Below are 20323 nucleotides of genomic sequence, written 5' to 3'. Positions count from 1 at the left end.
CTGCTATTTGTGGGCCATAGGACTAAAACCTTATGAGTTAGGGGAAGTCTAATAGTTCTCGAATGCTCGAATAGTTCAATTTATTATAGTTTCACTTTATGTAGATGTAGGAGGATTTTTGTATGTCCGATTCGAAATTTCTGCGCGGAACGCTTATCGTTACGTTAGGGACATTTTTAGTGAAGTTCTTAGGCATGATTTACGTCTTTCCGTTTCATGCATTAGTAGGGACAGAAGGCGGAACGCTCTATACATATGGATACATTCCATATACGATCTTTTTAAGTATTGCAACGGCAGGGGTGCCGCTTGCTGTTTCAAAATTCGTTTCCAAATATAATGCGCTTGGCGATTATAAAACGAGCCGGAGAATGTTCCGCTCGGGAATGGTTATGATGATAGTAACAGGAGTTCTTTCATTCCTAGTACTGTACATGACGGCGCCGTTGTTTGCAGAAGCAATGCTTGGTAAACAAAGTGTACACAGTAATATAGGAGAAGTTACGACGATTATTCGTCTTGTAAGTTTTGCGCTTATTGTTGTGCCGGCAGCGAGTTTAATTCGTGGTTATTTCCAAGGTCACCAATCGATGGGACCAACTACTGTTTCGCAAATTATTGAACAAATTATTCGTATCGTCTTTTTATTAGCGGGTAGTTTTATCGTTATTAAAGTACTTGGTGGTACAGTTGCAACAGCAGTTGGGGTAGCGACATTTGCTGCATTCGTTTCAGCAGTTGGAGCGCTCGGTGTACTCATTTGGTACTGGCTAAAACGTAAAAAACATTTGGATCAATATTTAATTGAACAAACTGTACCAGAATCGACAGTGAGTACTGTTCAATTATTTAAAGAATTATTTGCATATGCGATTCCTTACGTTGTAATTGGGTTAACAATTCCTTTATATCAACAAATTGATACATTGACATTTAACTCAATTATGCAAGCGATTGGCCAAGGTGATATTGCAGAGCGAGCGCTCGGTATTTTCACAATGTGGACGCATAAATTAATTATGATTCCTGTATCACTTGCGACAGCGTTTAGTTTAACGCTCGTACCAGCGATTACAAAATCATTTACTGAAAAGCAATACCGTTATTTAAAGTTACAAATTACACAAACATTCCAGGCAAATATGTTCTTAACATTGCCAGCAGTTGTCGGTATTTCATCACTTGCCTATCCGATTTATACTGCATTTTACGATTTAGATCCATTAGGTGGACAAGTATTAATGTGGTATGCACCGGTTGCGTTGTTATTTGCTTTATTTACAGTAACAGCGGCAATTCTGCAAGGTATTAACCAACAAAAGCATGCGATTATCGCACTTATAATGGGTGTTATTTTGAAATTTGTATGTAACGTAATCTTTATTCGTTATTTCGGTACAGTAGGGGCGATTCTAGCAACAGCTGTTGGTTTCTTAGCTTCTGTTTGGTACACAAATCAACAAATTAAAAAATACGCACACTATTCATTCGGTGTTGTATATAAGAGAACGTTCCAAATTGCAGTATTAACATTTGTAATGGTTGTGGTCGTAAAACTATCACAATGGATTCTATCCTTCATGATTTCGCCGGATGGCCGAGTTGGCGCTCTTATTACAGTTGCCATTTGTGCAGGTCTTGGCGGTCTCGTTTACGGATTGTTAGCAATTCGCACAGGAGTACTTGAAAGAGTATTCGGCGGAGAAGCGTTAGAGAAAATCCAGCGTAAACTTGGCAATAGATTTAAAATAAAGTTGAAATCAAAAGGGGCGTAATTACGTCCCCTTTTCTATGATAAATAAAGAAGGTGAAAAACGTGAGATTAGATAAATTATTAGCAAATATGGGATATGGAAGTAGAAAAGAAGTAAAGAAATTATTGAAAGACGGCGTTGTGAAAATTGATGGAATACCGGTGAAAGATGCAAAGGTTCATGTAAATGTAGAAGAACAAGAAGTTATGATTCACGGTGAAGTCGTGGAATATAAAGAGTTTGTCTACTTAATGATGCATAAACCACAAGGCGTTATTTCAGCTACAGAAGATGATAATCATGAAACAGTAATAGATTTATTAGAGTTAGAAGATGCGATTTTTAATCCGTTCCCAGTGGGAAGACTTGATATTGATACAGAAGGTTTCTTATTAATAACAAATGACGGGAAGTTATCACATCAATTGTTATCTCCGAAAAAGCATGTGCCGAAAAAATATTATGCACACGTTGCAGGAGTAGTAACGGAAGAGGATGTAAAAGAGTTTGCTAAAGGTGTTATTTTAGATGATGGCTATGAAACAAAGCCAGGTGCACTTACAATATTAAAAAGCGATGATATTTCTGAAATCGAGCTTGTCATTACAGAAGGAAAGTTCCATCAAGTGAAGCGTATGTTTGAAGCGGTAGGGAAAAAAGTAGTCTACTTAAAGAGAACAGAGATGGGGCCGTTAGTGTTAGATGAAGAGCTAGAACTTGGACAATACCGAGAGCTAACAGATGAAGAAGTAGAGATGTTAAAAACATATCAAGTAGATACTGAGAAATAGTGCTATTTTTAGGCGCAGAAAAGACCCCTTTCTAATGAGTTAGAAAGGGGTATGTATTTATTTACATACAATTATTTTTCGTTATGAGGTCATTCTCACTTTCTTTCCTGTTGTTGTCCACTTACCGCGGCAAGGGCTATACACGAGTTCATTAAACTGCAACACATTTAGATCACGTTGTATCGTTCGCGGTGTGATCCCGAACTCATCTACAAGGTCTTTCGTCGTTACCGTTCCGTTTTCATTGATGTACATATAAATTGATTTAATGCGTGTTAGCATACGAGTAGTTGTAGGTTTCAAGAGAAAACCACTCCTCTACTAGTTTTTTTGACCCCATTCAGGAAAGAAGGTCGTTACTACCATTGTACTCTACATGATAAAATTCATGCTTTAATCTACTTAAATTTTACAGAAATTTAACAAATATTCATATAGAAAAATATTGGTAGTTGACATTGTATATATGGTCAGTCAACTAACACATAAAATTCTACGTAAAACGCCAAATTCCTGCAAATTTTTTTGAGAAAATAAAAGAAAAACTAATAAGAAATATCTGAAATATTACAATTGTTCGGTATTTGGTTTTCGTATATGGCATAAGAGATTTTGGTTTGTTATGATGAAAGAAACAATATAGTGAAGGATGGATGCGTGATGTCAGCAATTAATTGGACAGAAGAAGTTGTAAAACGAAAAGATGATTTAATTCGTGATACACAACAATTTTTACAAATTAAAAGTGTATGGGAAGAAGAATCGGCGAAAGAGGGCGCACCATTCGGTGAAGGTGTAGAAAAAGCTTTATCTTTCATGTTACATAAAGGAGAAACGGAAGGCTTTACTTCTAAAAATTTAGAAGGGTATGCAGGTCATCTTGAAATGGGACAAGGAGAAGAATTAGTAGGTATTCTTTGTCACGTTGACGTTGTACCAGAAGGAGATGGCTGGACGACTCCTGCATATAGTGCAGATATTCGTGATGGAAAGATTTTTGCACGTGGTGCAATTGACGATAAAGGCCCAACGATGGCAGCTTATTATGCGATGAAAATTGTGAAAGAATTAGGATTACCTCTTTCAAAACGCGTTCGTATGATTTTAGGAACAGATGAGGAAAGCAATTGGAAATGTGTAGATCACTACTTTAAAAACGAAGAAATGCCAACAATCGGTTTTGCGCCAGACGCGGACTTTCCAATTATTAATGCAGAAAAAGGAATTTCTGATATACAAGTTGTGCAAAATGGTAGTGAAGAGAAGAAAGGTACATATGAACTTGTTTCATTTGAGTCAGGTCGCCGTTTAAATATGGTTCCTGATTTTGCAGAAGCGGTTGTTACAGGAGAGGATGTAAGTGCACTTACAGTAGCATATGAAGAGTATTTACAAACTGCTAAAAAAATAGGTGAAGCAATTGTAGAAGGTAATACAGTAACGTTGCAAATTAAAGGGGTTTCAGCTCACGGATCTACTCCTGAAAAAGGAGAAAATGCAGGTTTATTACTGGCAAACTTCTTAACGAAAGTTGCTCTTGATGGAAAAGGGGGATCGTTTGTATCGTTTGCAACAGAAACATTTACAGGAGATACTTTAGGAGAGAAAGCTGGTATTTCTTATAAAGACGATATTAGTGGTCCGTTAACAGTGAATGTTGGTCGCCTTTCTTATACGAAAGAAAATGGTGGCAATTTAGGATTAAACGTACGTTACCCAGTTACGACTAACTTTGAAGAAATGATTGCAAAGTTAAAAGAATATGTGGGTACTCATGGATTTGAAGTAGCTGATTATTCAAACTCTCGTCCGCATCACGTTGATAAAGACCACGTATTAATTCGTACGTTGCAGCGCGTATATGAAGAACAAACAGGTGAAAAAGCAGAACTATTAGCAATTGGCGGTGGTACTTACGCTCGTTCGTTAAAAGCTGGTGTTGCATTTGGCCCATTGTTCCCTGGAAAAGAAGAACTTGCGCATCAAAAAGATGAGTATATTGAAATTGAAGACTTATTAAAAGCAACAGCAATTTACGCGCAAGCAATTTATGAATTAGCGAAGTAATGGATATATAAATAATAAAAGACCGTCCCGATACATTCTTTGGGACGGTTTTCTATTACGTGTCGTTTGTTGGTAAGCAGATGTTCCTTGTCGAAATGTCGATATCATTTCATCTATTAACGCGACCTGAACTTGGTTAGACTTGTAGGGAAGTTGGATTCTTTTTAATGGAATGAGATAAGAAAGAAAAGCAACAATAGAAAGAAGGAGAAGATGTACATGGAACTGCATTATTTTGTCGCGATTACGTTACCAAATCATATAAAAGAAATGCTGTCTAACTATAAAGAGGAAATGCAAGAGGAATTACCATTTCGTTCATGGGTACATAAAGAAGACTATCATGTTACCCTTTCGTTTTTAGGTAGTGCGACAGAGGAACAATTAGAAGGAATAAAGAATGGATTACAAACACTTATACAAATGAAAGAACTATCGTTCACATTACAAGGATTTTCAACGTTTGGTATGGAAGACAGGCCGCGTATTTTTTGGGCAAAGGTAAGAGGAAATCAAGATTTGTTTCAATTGCAAAAGCGAGTACATGTTATGTGTGAAGAGAATGGATTTTCTTTAGAAACGCGCCCATATCATCCGCATATTACTGTTGCACGTAAATGGGTAGGAGAAGAAAAGTTTAATTTAGAACATATAAAGGAAGTGCCTGAAATATCATTTCAAGCGGATACGATTACTTTATACGAATCTCACGTAAAGGAGACACCGAAATATAAAGCAATTGCTGAAATAAAATTACAAAAATAGAATGTATGAAAACGTTTTTTATACAGGTGAATATACTATAAAGAATAATGTGTTACTGTATAGGGCTTCGCTGATAAGAAAAGCCTTATCATTTGCAGCTCGTTTCATTTTAACTTTAAGAATGATGGTGATTTTTTTATGTTGAAAGTAAAACGTCCATTTGATGCCTATTTAGATGAAATGAATAAAATTACAATTTTGCTCCCACATGCGTATGGAACAAGTCGGACATTTCGTTTGCAAGAAGGAAGTAACGTGAAAGATTTACCGATTGCTCATACAATTGCGCTTCCGGATGCAACGAAGTATGAGTGCTTTATAGAAGAGCCGCTAGATGTGGGGAAGTATTATACAGTACGAGATGAACGGAATGAAGAAACAGATTTACAAATAGGTGCTGTCATAAGAACAGCGATTTTCGATGAAAAGTATTATTACGAAGGTACAGATTTAGGGGCAGTACACCAAAAGGAAGCAACTACATTTAAAGTATGGGCTCCAACTGCGAGGCTTGCGAAAGTAAGAATTTATAAAAGTGATAAAGAATATACCGATCACGAAATGCACAGAGAAGAAAATGGGGTATGGGCTCATACATTACAAGGCGATTTAGCCGGAGAAAAGTATACATTTCTTGTTTGTATAAATTTAATATGGAACGAAGCTGTGGATCCTTATGCAAAATCAGTGACTGTAAATGGGAAGTACGGCGTTGTTATTGATTTGGAAAAGACGAATGTAACAAAGCGAGGGCAATTACCACCTTTACAAGCAATGACAGATGCCATATTGTATGAACTGCATATTCGTGATGCTACTATTCATCCGAATAGTGGAGTGAGTAAAAAAGGAACATATAAAGGGCTAATGGAAGAAGGAACAACAGGACAAAATGGGACGTTAACAGGTTTGTCTCATATAAAAGATTTAGGTGTTACACATGTTGAACTATTACCTTTATATTGTTTCGGTGGTGTAGATGAGGCAAACCCTTCCTCTGCGTATAATTGGGGTTACAATCCATTATATTACAACGCACCAACGGGATTTTATGCTACAAATCCTTCTGACCCGTATAACAGGATCGTAGAGTGTAAACAGCTGATTGAAACATTTCATGAGCATGGCATTAGGGTGATTATAGATGTTGTATATAATCATGTGTATGAAAGAGAGCTATCGTCATTTGAAAAGCTTGTTCCAGGATATTATTTTCGTCATGGTGAAAATGGTATGCCTTCTAATGGGACGGGAGTCGGAAATGATACAGCATCTGAACGGAAAATGATGAGGAAATTCATTGTAGAGTCTATTTTATATTGGCTTACAGAGTACAATGTTGATGGATTTCGGTTCGACTTAATGGGAATTTTAGATGTTGATACAATCAATATAATAGAAAAAGAAGTGCGAAACATAAAGCGAGATGCACTGCTATTAGGAGAAGGATGGGATCTACAAACACCACTTCCTCTAGAGGAAAAAGCAACGTTAAATAACGCAAAGAAAATGCCGCATATTGCGCAATTTAATGATCAATTTCGTGATGGGATAAAAGGGAGTACCTTTCATATAAATAAACGTGGTTTTGCATTTGGTGGGTATGTAGACTGTAATCATTTGCAGTATATTGCATCAGGAAGCCTTTTGAGTATGAAAGAAACAGGTTTGTTTCTAGAGCCTGTGCAAAGCATTAACTATGTAGAATGTCATGACAATATGACGATGTGGGATAAACTAATGCGCAGTAATGAAGAGTCGGAAGAGATTTTGAAAAAACGTCACGTGCTAGCAACTGCAATGGTGATTCTGTCGCAAGGCATCCCTTTCTTACATGCTGGGCAAGAGTTTTATCGTACGAAGCAAGGAAATGAAAATAGTTATAATGCAAATGATGAAATTAATCAATTAGATTGGGATCGAAAAGAGAAAGAAATAGAGACCGTTAACTATATAAAAGGTTTAATTGCGATTCGTAAAGAGCACGGAGCATTCCGGTTACAAAATGCAGACCTTATAAAAAAGCATATGACTTTTTTGCAAACATCCCCAGAAGTACTTGCATATCATTTAGAAAATGTAGAGTCGTTTGGACCGTGGAAAGAAATTGTCGTTTTATTTAATAGCAGTTTAGAAGCGAAAACGGTGCAACTGCCGAAAGAAGAAACGTGGCATGTGCTAGTAAACGAAAAGCAAGCGAAAATAGAGCCAATTTCTTCATTTAGAGGAAAGGAACTTAGGCTCGCTCCGATTAGCACGTATATATTGACGATAATGTGACAAATCGCTACTTGACGGTGAGAATGTAATAAATGTAGAATTGACAAAGGTGACGATTTTGATAAGTTGTCATTCTATGGCTGGTTTTGTAAAATAAAATAGAGAGTTTTTGGCTTATGCCAAATTTTCTTTTCATTTACAGTAAAATATATATGAATCCACAACATGTGTAGAAATGTTGCGGTTTTTCTTTTCATAACTATAAAAGATAAGGATTTGTTAACGGGTAATGAATATGGAATGGTTGGAACAATTATTAGGAAAAGAGTGGAGTCTTGTACCGGCTGGTGGAGTAACGGGCGATGCATATATTGCGCAAAACGGACAACAGAGGTTATTTTTAAAGCGGAATACATCGCCCTTTTTAGCGGTATTGTCAGCAGAAGGAATTGTTCCAAAATTACTTTGGACAAGAAGGGTAACGAACGGTGATGTAATTTCTGCTCAAAAATGGCTTCCGGGACAGAAGTTAGAGCCAGAGGATATGAAACTAGAACGTGTTGCGAAACTTTTGAAGAAAATACACTCCTCTAAAGCACTTGTGCAGATGATTCAGAGACTTGGGAAGCAGCCGCTTCACGCACAAGAGTTATTACAACAACTGCAACTTGTGTTAAGAGGAGATATAAGGGATGAGGAAACAATTCAACAAGGTCTTCAATATTTAATGGATTCATTAAAAGATATTGAATACAACGAATTCGTTGTATGCCATTGTGATGTAAACCATAACAATTGGCTATTGTCGGATGAAGATGAGTTGTTTTTAATTGATTGGGATGGAGCTGTAATTGCTGACCCAGCTCTAGACCTCGGTATGTTATTATATTGGTACATTCCGCGCCAAGAATGGAGTGAGTGGCTCGGTTACTATGATATTGAAATGGATGAATCGCTGCTTAAACGTATGAGATGGTATGTGATAGCACAAACGATTTTGTCTATTCAATGGCATACAACAAAAAAACAGCAAGCAGAAGCTGAATATTGGCATCAATATTTACAGCAACTACTTGCTTCAGAGTAATACTTAAGAAAAATTGTCCATTCCAGCAATCCACTGAGTAAGTTGTTCTTGATTATTGGAAATGTGGTTGTCCAAATTAGAGGAAGATTTACCCGATTGACTATAAGAATATACATCGTTTAGCATTGCTTTAGCGTCACTACTTATATTATCGTTTGCGAGTAACGATTGAATGAGACGCTCTAATTGCTCGCATTCAGAAACTGTCCCGCAACAATCACTTTGGTGATTGACTAAAATATCTTTCAGCACTTCTAATTGATGTTGTTGATTAATTGGCATGAACGGATCATCCTTTCGATTGTTTTTCTCTTCTTAGAAAAGTAAGAGAAAAAGCTGTTTCGTCATGGAATGTTTAATGCTGTATGTAGTTTTTATCAAAATGGTACATCTTATACTTGAAAGAAACGGACCGAGTGCTCGTACGTACTTGGTTTTTTGTTTGGTAGATTGATTAAAAACAGAAAGAAGGAATTATTCCTTTAAAATAGCTATGTAAAGAGAGGGAAACATCTATGCGTTTAAGACATAAACCATATGCAATGGATCGAATTAATGAGTATTCACATATCGTAATCGGAAACCCAGAGGAGCGCGCTGGTAACTGGAAAGAAGTATTTGGAAATGAGCAACCCATTCACATCGAAGTAGGTACAGGTCGTGGCCGCTTTATGTATGATATGGCAAAAGCCAATCCACATATTAATTATATTGGAATTGAAAAATTCACAAGTGTTGTTGTAGATGCACTGGATAAATTAATTGAAGAAGAATTGCCGAACTTAAAGTTAATTAATAAAGATGCTGAAGATTTAACAGTTTTCTTTGCAGAAGGTGAGATCGATCGCGTGTATTTAAACTTCTCAGATCCATGGCCAAAGAAACGTCATACGAAGCGTCGTTTAACGTACAAAACGTTTTTACGCAATTATGAAGAAGTGTTAGTAGAAGGCGGAGAAATTCATTTCAAAACAGATAACCAAGGTTTATTTGAATATTCTCTTATGAGTATGGCGGAGTATGGTATGTTACTAACTTACTTAAGCTTAGATCTTCATAACAGCGACTTTGAAGGTAACATTATGACTGAGTACGAAGAGAAATTCTCTAGTAAAGGTCATCGCATTTACCGAGTAGAAGCAAAATATCGTACAGAGCCTATGCAGTAATGCATAGGTTTTTTTGTGTCTAAAATAATCAGAATTTTATGTTAGTATTAAAAGAAAAGGGGGATGAAAAATGGAACAGTTACAAGTTGGAGATATAAAAGTGACGTGGCTAAAAGGTGGGAACACACATTTAGACGGAGGAGCAATGTTTGGCGTTGTGCCGAAAGTACTTTGGTCACGTAAATATAAACATAATGATACAAATCATATTTATTTACGAACAGATCCGTTACTTTTACAAACGAAAGATGGCAACATGCTCATTGATTCTGGTATAGGAAATGGTAAATTGAATGAAAAGATGAAGCGGAATCAAGGTGTAACGGAAGAGTCGTCAGTTGAGAATTCTTTAGAAAAGATGGGACTAAAGCCTGAAGATATTCATTACGTTTTAATGACGCACCTTCACTTTGATCATGCATCTGGTTTAACGAAATGGGAAGGTGATCAACTTGTACCAACTTTTCCAAATGCAAAAGTTTACGTAAGTGAAACAGAGTGGAATGAAATGAGAAATCCAAATATTAGATCCCGTAATACATATTGGAAGGAAAATTGGGAGCCAATTGTAGACCAAGTTATTACGTTTCAGCAAGAAATAGAAATTACGGATGAAATAAAAATGGCGCATACGGGCGGCCATAGTGACGGACACGCAGTGATCGCTTTAGAAAGCAAAGGGGAAACGATGTTGCATTTAGCAGACCTATTGCCGACGCACGCCCATCAAAATGTATTATGGGTCATGGCTTATGATGATTATCCGATGACATCGATTGAAAATAAGCAAAAGTGGATGAAGTATGGTGCTGAAAACGATGCTTGGTTCACTTTTTATCATGACGCGTATTATCGCGCAGTAAAGTGGAATGAGGAAGGTCATATCGTACAAAAAATAGAACGGAAAACGGGTATAGAAGCATAAAAATGGGAGGGTGTTCCAGCAGTCTGTTGGAGCAGTCTCCTTTTTGTTGTCGTTTTTTGTCGGTAAGTCGATATATTTCAAAAATCGCCGATATAATTTGAGTTACGGTCGATATATTTCAAAAATCGCTGATATATTTGGAGTTGCAGCCGATATATTCGAAAAAACGCCGATATAATTTCAAGCACTATCTGCAATTAAAAAATAAGAGGTTCACCTAATGGGAACCCTCCTTTTTATGCTGCTATAACCTCTAAAACAGTACCTGTTTTAGCATCAACTAAAAATTCAAATCGTTCTTGTATATCATTTAACATCGTTGTAAGACCGCCGCGATACACTTCATACGCGACATCATATTTTTCAAATGTCTCTGGAACCATATGTACCCAAGAGCCAGTAATTTCACCTTTATGACTTAATGCTTGTTTTACCATTTTCAATGCTTTTTCTGAAGAAATATGGGATTGTTCTTGTACTTTGTTTGCAACGAAATAACCAGCTGCGAACCCAACGCCAAGACCTGCTACTAAACCTTTCCAGCTCATATATTCACCTCAATTCTATAAAATAAAAATAGTGTACCGATAATAATTATAAAGCAAATACAGCTAAAAAAGAAGAAACTAGAAACATTTCGAAAATTTCGTTACAATAAAAGAGGTATTCTACTAAGGTTTGAAAGAAGGGGACTTCGTGAATAAAGAGACATTACAATTATTTCGTACGTTAACAGAATTACAAGGTGCATCAGGTTTCGAACATGATGTACGCCGTTTTATGAAGCAAGAATTAAGCAAATATGCAGATGAAATTGTACAAGACGGTTTAGGTAGCGTATTTGGTCTGAAAAAAGGGGACGAAACTGGCCCGCGTGTTCTTGTAGCAGGTCATATGGATGAAGTAGGTTTTATGGTTACGCAAATTACGAAAAACGGAATGCTTCGTTTTCAACCTTTAGGCGGCTGGTGGAGCCAAGTACTATTAGCTCAGCGCGTTCAAGTTATGACGAAGAATGGCCCTGTTATTGGGGTTGTTGGTTCTATTCCTCCTCATTTATTAAGTGACGCGCAACGTGCAAAACCGATGGATATAAAAAATATGTTAATTGATATAGGCGCAGATAGCTATGAAGATGCGATTGAGATTGGTGTAAAACCAGGACAACAAATCGTGCCAATCTGCCCGTTTACGCCGATGGCAAACGAAAAGAAAATTATGGCGAAAGCTTGGGACAACCGTTATGGATGTGGCCTTGCAATCGAATTACTAAAAGAATTAAAAAACGAAACATTACCAAACACATTGTACTCTGGTGCGACTGTACAAGAAGAAGTTGGTCTTCGCGGTGCTCAAACTGCTGCAAATATGATTCAACCAGATATTTTCTATGCGCTTGATGCAAGTCCAGCTAACGATGCATCTGGTGACAAAACACAGTTCGGTCAATTAGGAAAAGGTGCTCTTCTTCGTATTTATGACCGTACGATGGTAACGCATAGAGGAATGCGCGAATTCATTTTAGATACAGCAGAAACACATAACATTCCGTACCAATACTTTATTTCACAAGGTGGTACAGATGCGGGCCGTGTACATACAAGTAACTCAGGTATCCCATCAGCAGTAATTGGTGTTTGCGCACGCTACATTCATACACATGCTTCTATTTTACATGTTGATGACTATGCAGCAGCGAAAGAACTAATTACGAAGCTTGTAAGAGCAACGGATAAAACGACGTTAGAGACAATTAAGAATAACGCGTAGAGAAGAAGGGCTGAAGAGCCTTTCTTTTTTTGGATTGAATAGATGACCCATCCATGTGTGGGAGCGGTCAGTGCCTAATTGGTGTTCGAATGGTGTATTAAGACCCTGAGTAGGAAAAGAGAGGAAGGCTGTTTTTGTGTTCGAAGACGGTAATGGTGAGGAAATCCACCTTCTTTTTTTAGGTTGAATAGATGGCCCAGTGATGTATGGTAGTGATTGATGTTTAATTTAAGTAGAACAAAATGATAAATTTTTATGGAGGTGAATGAAATGAAAGTAGTAGTTGGATCGAAGAATAAAACGAAGGTTGGAGCTGTGGAGAAGGTTTGGAAAGATGCCGAAATTACATCTCTTTCTGTTCCTTCAGGAGTAGCAGCACAACCGTTTTCAGATGAAGAGACGATGCAAGGAGCGATCAATAGAGCGAAGCGAGCGCTAGAGGAAGGGGAAGCTCAAATTGGCATTGGACTAGAGGGCGGCGTGATGAAAACGGAGTACGGTTTATTTATGTGTAATTGGGGCGCACTAGCAACAAGTGATGGTAAAACATTCGTTGCCGGCGGGGCGCGTATTACGTTACCGGATGATTTTTTAGCACCTCTTGAAGAGGGCAAGGAGTTAAGTGAAGTGATGGAAGAGTTTGTACAGAGAAAAGATATTCGTAGTCATGAAGGTGCTATCGGTATTTTTACGGATGATTATGTGGACCGTACGGAATTATTTGTACACGTTGTTAAGTTACTTGTTGGGCAATATAAGTATGATGAAAAGCAAGCATAAACCTTGCACCGTGCGCGATGTATGGTAGTATAAAGGAAAGATTATAACATGAAAAAATGCACTCGTTAGAGGAGGAAATATAGATGAAATCATTAGAAAGCATGGAGCAATTCCAAGAGTTAAAAAATGAAGAGAATGTAATCTTTATGTTCTCAGCAGAATGGTGCCCAGACTGCCGCTTCGTAGATCCATTTATGCCAGAAGTAGAAGAGAAATATAGTGATTTCTCATTTTACTATGTAGATCGTGATGAGTTTATTGATCTATGCGTAAAATTAGACGTATTTGGCATTCCGAGCTTTGTAGCGTACAATAAAGGTGAAGAAACAGGTCGCTATGTAAACAAAGATCGTAAAACACAAGAACAAATCGAAGAGTTCATTGAAGGTTTAAAATAAGGCAATTTGCCAATTGAATTGTAAAACAACCTCTACCTTCGCGGGGGAGGTTATTTTTTTGGAAGGGAGGAAAAAGAGATGAAGATGACAAGTAAAAAGATGAAAGACGAGTTAATGAAGAGATTATCTCGCCCGGAATGGGACTTTCAGTATGATAGTGAGAAAGAAGTTCTACGTATAGAACAGAAAGACTCAAAAAAAGGTATTAACGTATCGCTTCCAGGAGTTGTAGCAAAATGGGAAGTGAATAAAGAAAAGGCGATTGAAGAGGTTGCCTACTACGTACAAGAAGCGTTAATTGCGATGCATAAGGAAGAAAATAGCGCGGCGAAAATTTTACCTGTTATTCGCTCTACTTCTTTCCCGAAACAAGCAGAAGAAGGAAATCCGTTTATTATGACGGATCATACGGCGGAAACACGTATTTACTATGCGCTAGATTCGAATAAAACATATCGTCTCATTGACGAGCGTTTATTACAAAAATTAGGGCTTACAGAGCAACAAGTACGTGAAATGGCATTATTCAACGCTCGCTCATTAAGTTATGAATTTAAACAAGACACAGTAGCAGGTAATACATTCTACTTTTTAAACACAAATGATGGGTATGATGCCACTCGTATTTTAAACGAATCGTTACTACAATCGATGCGTGAAAAGATTTCTGGTGACATGGTTGTTGCTGTTCCTCACCAAGATGTATTAATTATTGCTGATATCGTCAACGAAATCGGTTATGATATTATTGCACAAATGACAATGAAATTTTTTGCCGAAGGGCATGTTCCGATTACATCACTTTCATTCGTATATGAAGATGGGGACTTTGAACCAATCTTTATTTTAGCGAAGAATCGGAAGAAGACAGATGGAAAAGAGAAAGGATGAACGAAGTGAACGTTTTTTACAACCTTGAAGGAATTGGTGACACTTTAATTGTTGCCTTACAAGATATTACTTTAGAGAACCGTACTTTTGATCGCAAAGGAGATGTTGCACGCGTATATGACCGTGAAAGCAACGAAACAGCAGGATTCAACATCTTTAATGCATCTTCTTACTTAGAAGTAAAAGAAACAGGTAACCTTACATTAACGAAAGAACTTGTAGAAAAAATTAACGAAATTTTAGCGAAGAACGGCTTTGAAGAAACAGTAGAAGCAGATCTTTCTCCGAAATTTGTTGTAGGCTATGTAGCTGAAAAAGAGAAACACCCAAATGCCGATAAGCTAAACATCTGTAAAGTAGAAATCGGTACAGAAACATTACAAATCGTATGTGGCGCACCAAACGTTGATGCAGGACAAAAAGTTGTCGTTGCAAAAATCGGCGCTGTAATGCCAAGCGGTATGTTAATCAAGCCAGCTGAGCTTCGCGGAGTTCCTTCTGCTGGAATGATTTGTTCAGCACGTGAATTAGAGCTTCCAGATGCTCCACAAGAAAAAGGTATTCTTGTATTAGAAGATAGCTTTGAAGTTGGACAAGAGTTTAAATTTTAATTGATATAAGAAAAGAGAGGTTGTCCTTTTGGGCAGCCTCTCTTTTCTTTATTTTTATTTTGCGCCGGGTAATCTATGTTTTCTATTGAATCGTTGATATATTGCGAGTTGTGACAGATATATTCAAAAAATCGTTCATATTATAAGGATGTCACCTTTTTTCTTTGAATCTATATTGTATTTTATAAACAAACTAGTTAAAATTTAGAAAAAAGAAGGGGATAGACGTATGAAACAACAACCAAAAATCGCAGAACTTCTGAAACGAATTGAAACTTCAAAACAGCAAGATATCGAGTTAGGTACTTATGAGATATATTTGTTTAGTGAAAATGAATTAGAAAAAGGACAAATTGGTTATCGATATGATAAACATAAAAATTCATTACTAAGTAAAGAACACGGAAAATGGAAAGATGAATGGATTGTTATTGGATATGAAACAGATATGGGAGACCCAGTTTTCGTGAATATCGATGATGATGCGTATCCAGTGTATACGGCAGAGCGTGGTACAGAATTGTGGCAACCCGTTCATATTGGAAATATAGATGAGATTATAAAACAATTATAAAAAACTTTGAGACCGGTGCAAAGTGTAACGGATAGGGTAGATGAGTATCGGAAGAGTAAAGCTTGAACGCATTCTTACATGTAAGAATGCGTTTTTCTATATGAAAACACTCGTAAATTAGAATATTATGGATAAATATGACATGCTTAATTTTACCTGCACTTTTTGCCGAATGCTGATACAATAAAGGATGTTACTATTTAGTAGAAAGAGTGGTAAGCATGTTAGATTGGATGAAAAAGCTGTTTAACAAAGAGGAAGAACAAACAGCGATGAATAAAGAAGTACAAAAGCAAGTTGAAAGTCAGCCGAAAATTCCTCGTGTAAACCACTACACTGAAGCAAGAGAAGCACAAATGGCAAGTAGGAATGCAGGTAAATGCCGTTTTCCATTAGTACCGGATAATGGGTTCGATGAAGAGGATGTTATAGAAACAGGGCGTTTTGAAGAACAACCTGTTCAAGCTGTAACATATGAGAATCAGCCTATTCAAAGAGGAATCAAAGTGGAAAGAAGCAGACGACAGTATGTGGAGAAGGTAGTTTCTACATATGAAGAGCCGGAAATACAATATGAACCGGAGCGAGAGCCTGTCGTAAAGAAAGCATCTACACCAGCGCAAGAAAGTAACCGTAGACCATTTCGTCCAACAGAAATGATTTCGCCAATTTACGGATATAACCGTCCTTCAGTAGAGAAAAAGGAAGAAAAGCAGGAGGAAGTAAAGGAAAGAGAAGACCTTGAAATATCTGTAGAGGGCAAATCAGTCGTTGATGCATGGTTAGAGAAAAAAGGATATACATTATCTGATTTCTCAGAAGGACAAGCACCGACTTCTTCTAGTCATAGAGCTGCTAACGAGCAAGGAGAGCAACAATATGAAGAGAGTAAAAAGGAAGAAAAGTCAGTTGTTGATCAATGGCTAGAGAAAAACGGTTATGAAATCGAACGCCAAGAGCCTATAGTGGAAGAAAAAGAAGTGGTTCAAGAAATGAGTGCACCGCAGGAAGTTCCAGCGGCTGAATTACTTCATGAAACAATTGCTGAGCGCATGGAAGGTGCGAAGCAAGAAAGTGATGTAGTGGACAAAAACATTCTACAAGAGGAATTAGTAGATTCTAAAGTAGAGCACGAGGATACAATATTATCAGAAGAAATTAAACGTAGTACAGAAATAGAACAACCTACTATTGAAGTAGAAAAACAAGCACCAGAAGAATCAGTGATTGTCAAAGCAGAAGAAAAACTTGAAGAAACAATTGTTGTAGAAATACCAGAAGAAGTGGAAGTAATTGCGGAAACAGAAGAGTCAGAAGAAGTAGAAGTAATTGCAGAAACAGAAGAGTCAGAAGAAGTGGAAGTAATTGCGGAAACAGAAGAGTCAGAAGAAGTGGAAGTAATTGCAGAAACAGAAGAGTCAGAAGAAGTAGAAGTAATTGCGGAAGCTGAAGAGTCAGAAGAAGTAGAAGTAATTGCGGAAGCGGAAGAATCAGAAGAAGTGGAAGTAATTGCAGAAACAGAAGAGTCGGAAGAAGTAGAAGTAATTGCGGAAGCAGAAGAAGTAGAAGCAATTGCGGAAGCGGAAGAGCAAGAAGAAGTAGAAGCAATTGCGGAAGCGGAAGAGCGAAAAGAAGTAGAAGTAATTGCAGAAACAGAAGAGTCAGAAGAAGTGGAACCTGTAGTACTTGAGGAAACGCAGCAAGAAATGGTGTTAAATGAAGCAATTGAACAAAAGAATGAATTCATACATGTTGCTGAGGCTGATGAACAAACGAAAAAAGATGTTCAAAGCTTTGCGGATGTTTTAATTGCAGAAGAAACACCGGCCTTAGAAGAACAATCAGTTGTAGAAGAAGCACCGGTCGTAGAAGAACAATCAGTTGTAGAAGAAGCACCGATTGCAGAAGAACAACCAGTTGCAGAGGAAACATCGGTCGTAGAAGAACAACCAGTTGCAGAAGAAACATCGGTCGTAGAAGAACAATCAGTTGTAGAAGAAGCACCGATTGCAGAAGAACAGCCAGTTGCAGAGGAAGCACCGGTCGTAGAAGAACAGCCAGTTGCAGAAGAAGCACCGGTCGTAGAAGAACAGCCAGTTGCAGAAGAAGCACCGATTGTAGAAGAAGCACTGATTGCAGAAGAAGCACCAATTGTAGAAGAACAACCAGTTGCAGAAGAAGCACCGGTCGTAGAAGAACAACCAGTTGCAGAAGAAACATCGGTCGTAGAAGAACAATCAGTTGTAGAAGAAGCACCGATTGCAGAAGAACAGCCAGTTGCAGAGGAAGCACCGGTCGTAGAAGAACAGCCAGTTGCAGAAGAAGCACCGGTCGTAGAAGAACAGCCAGTTGCAGAAGAAGCACCGATTGTAGAAGAAGCACTGATTGCAGAAGAAGCACCAATTGTAGAAGAACAACCAGTTGCAGAAGAAGCACCGGTCGTAGAAGAACAACCAGTTGCAGAGGAAACATCGGTCGTAGAAGAACAACCAGTTGCAGAAGAAACACCGATTGTAGAAGAACAACCAGTTGTACAAAAAGAAGAACCAAAACGTGAGAAAAAGCGTCACGTACCATTTAATGTTGTTATGTTGAAACAAGATAGAGCGCGATTAATGGAAAGACATGCGTCTAGAACGAATGCAATGCAACCTTCTATGAGTGAACGAGTAGAGAATAAGCCTGTACATCAAGTAGAAGAACAGCCACAAGTGGAAGAAAAACCAATGCAACAAGTAGTAGTGGAACCACAAGTGGAAGAAAAACCAATGCAGCAAGTAGTGGTAGAACCACAAGTGGAAGAAAAGCCAATGCAGCAAGTAGTGGTAGAACCACAAGTGGAAGAAAGACCAATGCAACAAGTAGTAGTGGAACCACAAGTGGAAGAAAAGCCAATGCAGCAAGTAGTGGAGCCACAAGTGCAGCCAGTACAACAAGTAGTGGCAGAGCAAGTACAAAAGCCAATTTCAAGTACGGAAGTAGAAGAGAAAGCATATGTTGTAAATCAAAGAGAGAATGATGTGCGCAATGTATTGCAAACGCCACCGACGTATACGATTCCATCATTAACATTACTATCGATTCCGCAGCAAGCAGCGTTAGATAATACGGAATGGTTGGAAGAACAGAAAGAATTATTAGATACAACGTTTAATAATTTCCACGTTGGCGCACATGTTATTAATGTATCGCAAGGTCCAGCAGTAACTCGTTTTGAAGTACAGCCAGACCCAGGTGTAAAAGTAAATAAAATTACAAACTTAAGTGATGATATTAAGCTAAGTTTAGCTGCGAAAGATATTCGTATTGAAGCGCCGATTCCAGGGAAGAGTGCGATTGGAATCGAAGTTCCCAATAAAGAAAGTAAGCCAGTATTTCTTCGTGAAATTTTAAGAAGTCCTGTGTTTACAAAGAGTGAATCACCGCTTACGGTTGCGCTTGGACTTGATATTTCAGGTGATCCAATTGTAACGGATATTCGAAAAATGCCACACGGACTTATTGCAGGTGCAACAGGTTCAGGTAAAAGTGTGTGTATTAACGCCATTTTAACGAGCATTTTATATAAAGCGAAACCACATGAAGTGAAGTTAATGTTAATCGATCCGAAGATGGTTGAGCTTGCACCATACAATTCTGTTCCACATCTTGTAGCACCTGTTATTACGGATGTAAAAGCAGCGACAGCTGCATTAAAATGGGCAGTTGAAGAAATGGAGCGCCGTTATGAATTATTTGCGCACGCAGGAGCTCGTGATTTAACTCGTTACAATACGATTGTAAGTGAGCGAGAAATTCCGGGAGAGACATTACCTTATATCGTTATTGTCATTGACGAGCTAGCCGATTTAATGATGGTAGCACCTGGTGATGTTGAGGAAGCGATTTGTCGTATTGCGCAAAAAGCACGTGCTTGTGGTATTCATTTATTAGTAGCGACGCAGCGTCCATCTGTAGATGTTATTACAGGTTTAATTAAGTCGAACATTCCAACGCGTATTGCGTTTACTGTATCATCTCAAGTTGATTCGCGTACGATTATTGATATTGGGGGCGCGGAGAAATTACTTGGCCGTGGTGATATGTTATTCTTAGGGAACGGTACGTCTAAGCCAGTTCGTGTACAAGGTGTATATGTATCGGATGATGAGATTGAAAAGACAGTTGATCATGTGAAAAAGCAAATGAAGCCGAATTACTTATTTAAGCAAGAGGATTTATTAGCGAAAACAGAACAGGCTGAGTCGGAAGACGAATTGTTCCTTGATGCATGTCAATTTGTTGTAGAACAAGGGGGAGCGTCCACATCTTCTGTACAGCGAAAATTCCGCATCGGTTATAATCGCGCGGCACGTCTCATTGAAGAGATGGAATCGCAAGGAATTATTTCTGAAGCACGAGGAACGAAGCCAAGAGATGTCCTTATTTCTGAGGATGAATTTGCCGCTATGCAGGAAACAAATGTATAGTAAACGGTTTTGCTGTATACTAAGAGAAAATGTTGGATAGTAAAGTAGGGAG

The 20323-nt window shown here is 38.0% G+C and carries 18 protein-coding genes; 15 read left to right on the top strand and 3 right to left on the bottom strand.

Annotated elements, in window-relative coordinates; genetic code table 11:
- The first annotated feature begins 122 nt into the window (after window positions 1-122).
- Entirely contained in the window at window positions 123-1775 is a 1653-nt protein-coding gene (locus PQF83_RS14325; RefSeq protein ID WP_001284044.1) for a putative polysaccharide biosynthesis protein, read from the top strand.
- Between the two features lie 41 nt (window positions 1776-1816).
- Complete coding sequence (locus tag PQF83_RS14320) at window positions 1817-2545, top strand: pseudouridine synthase (RefSeq protein ID WP_001234931.1); 729 nt, start codon at window positions 1817-1819, stop codon at window positions 2543-2545.
- An 81-nt stretch (window positions 2546-2626) separates the two neighbouring features.
- Here the strand turns inward: PQF83_RS14320 and PQF83_RS14315 are convergent, their stop codons facing one another.
- Window positions 2627-2848: a DeoR family transcriptional regulator gene (locus PQF83_RS14315; RefSeq protein ID WP_000805512.1), complete on the bottom strand. Its 222-nt coding sequence runs from the start codon at window positions 2846-2848 to the stop codon at window positions 2627-2629.
- Between the two features lie 357 nt (window positions 2849-3205).
- Here PQF83_RS14315 and pepV point away from each other — a divergent pair, with 357 nt between their 5' ends.
- The 4 genes from pepV (at window position 3206) to PQF83_RS14295 (ending at window position 8684) form a co-directional block, all read left to right on the top strand.
- Window positions 3206-4612 (top strand): dipeptidase PepV, encoded by a 1407-nt coding sequence (gene pepV, locus PQF83_RS14310; RefSeq protein WP_001274287.1) that lies wholly within the window; start codon window positions 3206-3208, stop codon window positions 4610-4612.
- Window positions 4613-4831: 219 nt separating this feature from the next.
- Window positions 4832-5377, top strand: coding sequence for an RNA 2',3'-cyclic phosphodiesterase (thpR, locus tag PQF83_RS14305; RefSeq protein WP_000418993.1), 546 nt, complete (start codon window positions 4832-4834; stop codon window positions 5375-5377).
- 138 nt (window positions 5378-5515) lie between these two features.
- Window positions 5516-7657, top strand: a complete 2142-nt coding sequence (pulA, locus tag PQF83_RS14300) for a type I pullulanase (RefSeq protein ID WP_000921718.1) — start codon at window positions 5516-5518, stop codon at window positions 7655-7657.
- Between the two features lie 229 nt (window positions 7658-7886).
- The gene (locus PQF83_RS14295; RefSeq protein WP_001998457.1) at window positions 7887-8684 is read left to right on the top strand and encodes a phosphotransferase family protein; all 798 of its coding nucleotides are present in this window, start codon (window positions 7887-7889) and stop codon (window positions 8682-8684) included.
- 3 nt (window positions 8685-8687) lie between these two features.
- Here the strand turns inward: PQF83_RS14295 and PQF83_RS14290 are convergent, their stop codons facing one another.
- Complete coding sequence (locus PQF83_RS14290) at window positions 8688-8966, bottom strand: YtzH-like family protein (RefSeq protein ID WP_001122234.1); 279 nt, start codon at window positions 8964-8966, stop codon at window positions 8688-8690.
- 233 nt (window positions 8967-9199) lie between these two features.
- Between PQF83_RS14290 and trmB the strand changes: the two genes are divergently transcribed.
- Complete coding sequence (gene trmB / locus PQF83_RS14285; protein ID WP_001239378.1) at window positions 9200-9853, top strand: tRNA (guanosine(46)-N7)-methyltransferase TrmB; 654 nt, start codon at window positions 9200-9202, stop codon at window positions 9851-9853.
- A gap of 70 nt (window positions 9854-9923) precedes the next feature.
- Window positions 9924-10778 carry a YtnP family quorum-quenching lactonase gene (locus tag PQF83_RS14280; protein WP_000436881.1) on the top strand — a complete coding sequence of 285 codons (855 nt, stop codon included), beginning with the start codon at window positions 9924-9926 and terminating at the stop codon, window positions 10776-10778.
- Between the two features lie 236 nt (window positions 10779-11014).
- On the opposite strand, the gene PQF83_RS14275 is transcribed toward PQF83_RS14280, so the two are convergent.
- Window positions 11015-11326: a PepSY domain-containing protein gene (locus tag PQF83_RS14275; RefSeq protein WP_000118540.1), complete on the bottom strand. Its 312-nt coding sequence runs from the start codon at window positions 11324-11326 to the stop codon at window positions 11015-11017.
- A gap of 148 nt (window positions 11327-11474) precedes the next feature.
- Between PQF83_RS14275 and PQF83_RS14270 the strand changes: the two genes are divergently transcribed.
- From PQF83_RS14270 to PQF83_RS14240, 7 genes are all read left to right on the top strand, one after another.
- Entirely contained in the window at window positions 11475-12548 is a 1074-nt protein-coding gene (locus PQF83_RS14270) for a M42 family metallopeptidase (protein ID WP_001031511.1), read from the top strand.
- A gap of 270 nt (window positions 12549-12818) precedes the next feature.
- Window positions 12819-13328, top strand: coding sequence for a DUF84 family protein (locus tag PQF83_RS14265; protein ID WP_000869929.1), 510 nt, complete (start codon window positions 12819-12821; stop codon window positions 13326-13328).
- Between the two features lie 83 nt (window positions 13329-13411).
- Window positions 13412-13726: a thioredoxin family protein gene (locus tag PQF83_RS14260; protein ID WP_000838188.1), complete on the top strand. Its 315-nt coding sequence runs from the start codon at window positions 13412-13414 to the stop codon at window positions 13724-13726.
- A 78-nt stretch (window positions 13727-13804) separates the two neighbouring features.
- The gene (locus PQF83_RS14255) at window positions 13805-14617 is read left to right on the top strand and encodes a DUF1444 domain-containing protein (RefSeq protein WP_000784614.1); all 813 of its coding nucleotides are present in this window, start codon (window positions 13805-13807) and stop codon (window positions 14615-14617) included.
- On the top strand, window positions 14614-15228 hold the full coding sequence (gene ytpR, locus PQF83_RS14250) for a YtpR family tRNA-binding protein (protein ID WP_001006759.1): 615 nt from the start codon (window positions 14614-14616) through the stop codon (window positions 15226-15228). Before PQF83_RS14255 ends, ytpR begins: the two co-directional genes overlap by 4 nt.
- A gap of 229 nt (window positions 15229-15457) precedes the next feature.
- Window positions 15458-15802 (top strand): hypothetical protein, encoded by a 345-nt coding sequence (locus PQF83_RS14245; protein WP_000813335.1) that lies wholly within the window; start codon window positions 15458-15460, stop codon window positions 15800-15802.
- A gap of 221 nt (window positions 15803-16023) precedes the next feature.
- Window positions 16024-20271: a DNA translocase FtsK gene (locus tag PQF83_RS14240; RefSeq protein ID WP_196240835.1), complete on the top strand. Its 4248-nt coding sequence runs from the start codon at window positions 16024-16026 to the stop codon at window positions 20269-20271.
- Window positions 20272-20323 lie beyond the last annotated feature (52 nt).

The organism is Bacillus sp. FF-1, assembly GCF_028548245.1.
Classification (GTDB): Bacteria; Bacillota; Bacilli; order Bacillales; family Bacillaceae_G; genus Bacillus_A; species Bacillus_A paranthracis.
This window is presented reverse-complemented; position numbering and strand designations above follow the sequence as displayed.

What these genes read in the sequence shown, in the direction of transcription:
- PQF83_RS14325 (WP_001284044.1), top strand. Translation starts at nt 123, where the DNA reads ATGTCCGATTCGAAATTTCTGCGCGGAACGCTTATCGTTACGTTAGGG.
- pepV (WP_001274287.1), top strand. Translation starts at nt 3,206, where the DNA reads ATGTCAGCAATTAATTGGACAGAAGAAGTTGTAAAACGAAAAGATGAT.
- thpR (WP_000418993.1), top strand. Translation starts at nt 4,832, where the DNA reads ATGGAACTGCATTATTTTGTCGCGATTACGTTACCAAATCATATAAAA.
- pulA (WP_000921718.1), top strand. Translation starts at nt 5,516, where the DNA reads ATGTTGAAAGTAAAACGTCCATTTGATGCCTATTTAGATGAAATGAAT.
- PQF83_RS14295 (WP_001998457.1), top strand. Translation starts at nt 7,887, where the DNA reads ATGAATATGGAATGGTTGGAACAATTATTAGGAAAAGAGTGGAGTCTT.
- PQF83_RS14290 (WP_001122234.1), bottom strand. Translation starts at nt 8,966, where the DNA reads ATGCCAATTAATCAACAACATCAATTAGAAGTGCTGAAAGATATTTTA.
- trmB (WP_001239378.1), top strand. Translation starts at nt 9,200, where the DNA reads ATGCGTTTAAGACATAAACCATATGCAATGGATCGAATTAATGAGTAT.
- PQF83_RS14280 (WP_000436881.1), top strand. Translation starts at nt 9,924, where the DNA reads ATGGAACAGTTACAAGTTGGAGATATAAAAGTGACGTGGCTAAAAGGT.
- PQF83_RS14275 (WP_000118540.1), bottom strand. Translation starts at nt 11,326, where the DNA reads ATGAGCTGGAAAGGTTTAGTAGCAGGTCTTGGCGTTGGGTTCGCAGCT.
- PQF83_RS14265 (WP_000869929.1), top strand. Translation starts at nt 12,819, where the DNA reads ATGAAAGTAGTAGTTGGATCGAAGAATAAAACGAAGGTTGGAGCTGTG.
- PQF83_RS14260 (WP_000838188.1), top strand. Translation starts at nt 13,412, where the DNA reads ATGAAATCATTAGAAAGCATGGAGCAATTCCAAGAGTTAAAAAATGAA.
- PQF83_RS14255 (WP_000784614.1), top strand. Translation starts at nt 13,805, where the DNA reads ATGAAGATGACAAGTAAAAAGATGAAAGACGAGTTAATGAAGAGATTA.
- ytpR (WP_001006759.1), top strand. Translation starts at nt 14,614, where the DNA reads ATGAACGAAGTGAACGTTTTTTACAACCTTGAAGGAATTGGTGACACT.
- PQF83_RS14245 (WP_000813335.1), top strand. Translation starts at nt 15,458, where the DNA reads ATGAAACAACAACCAAAAATCGCAGAACTTCTGAAACGAATTGAAACT.
- PQF83_RS14240 (WP_196240835.1), top strand. Translation starts at nt 16,024, where the DNA reads ATGTTAGATTGGATGAAAAAGCTGTTTAACAAAGAGGAAGAACAAACA.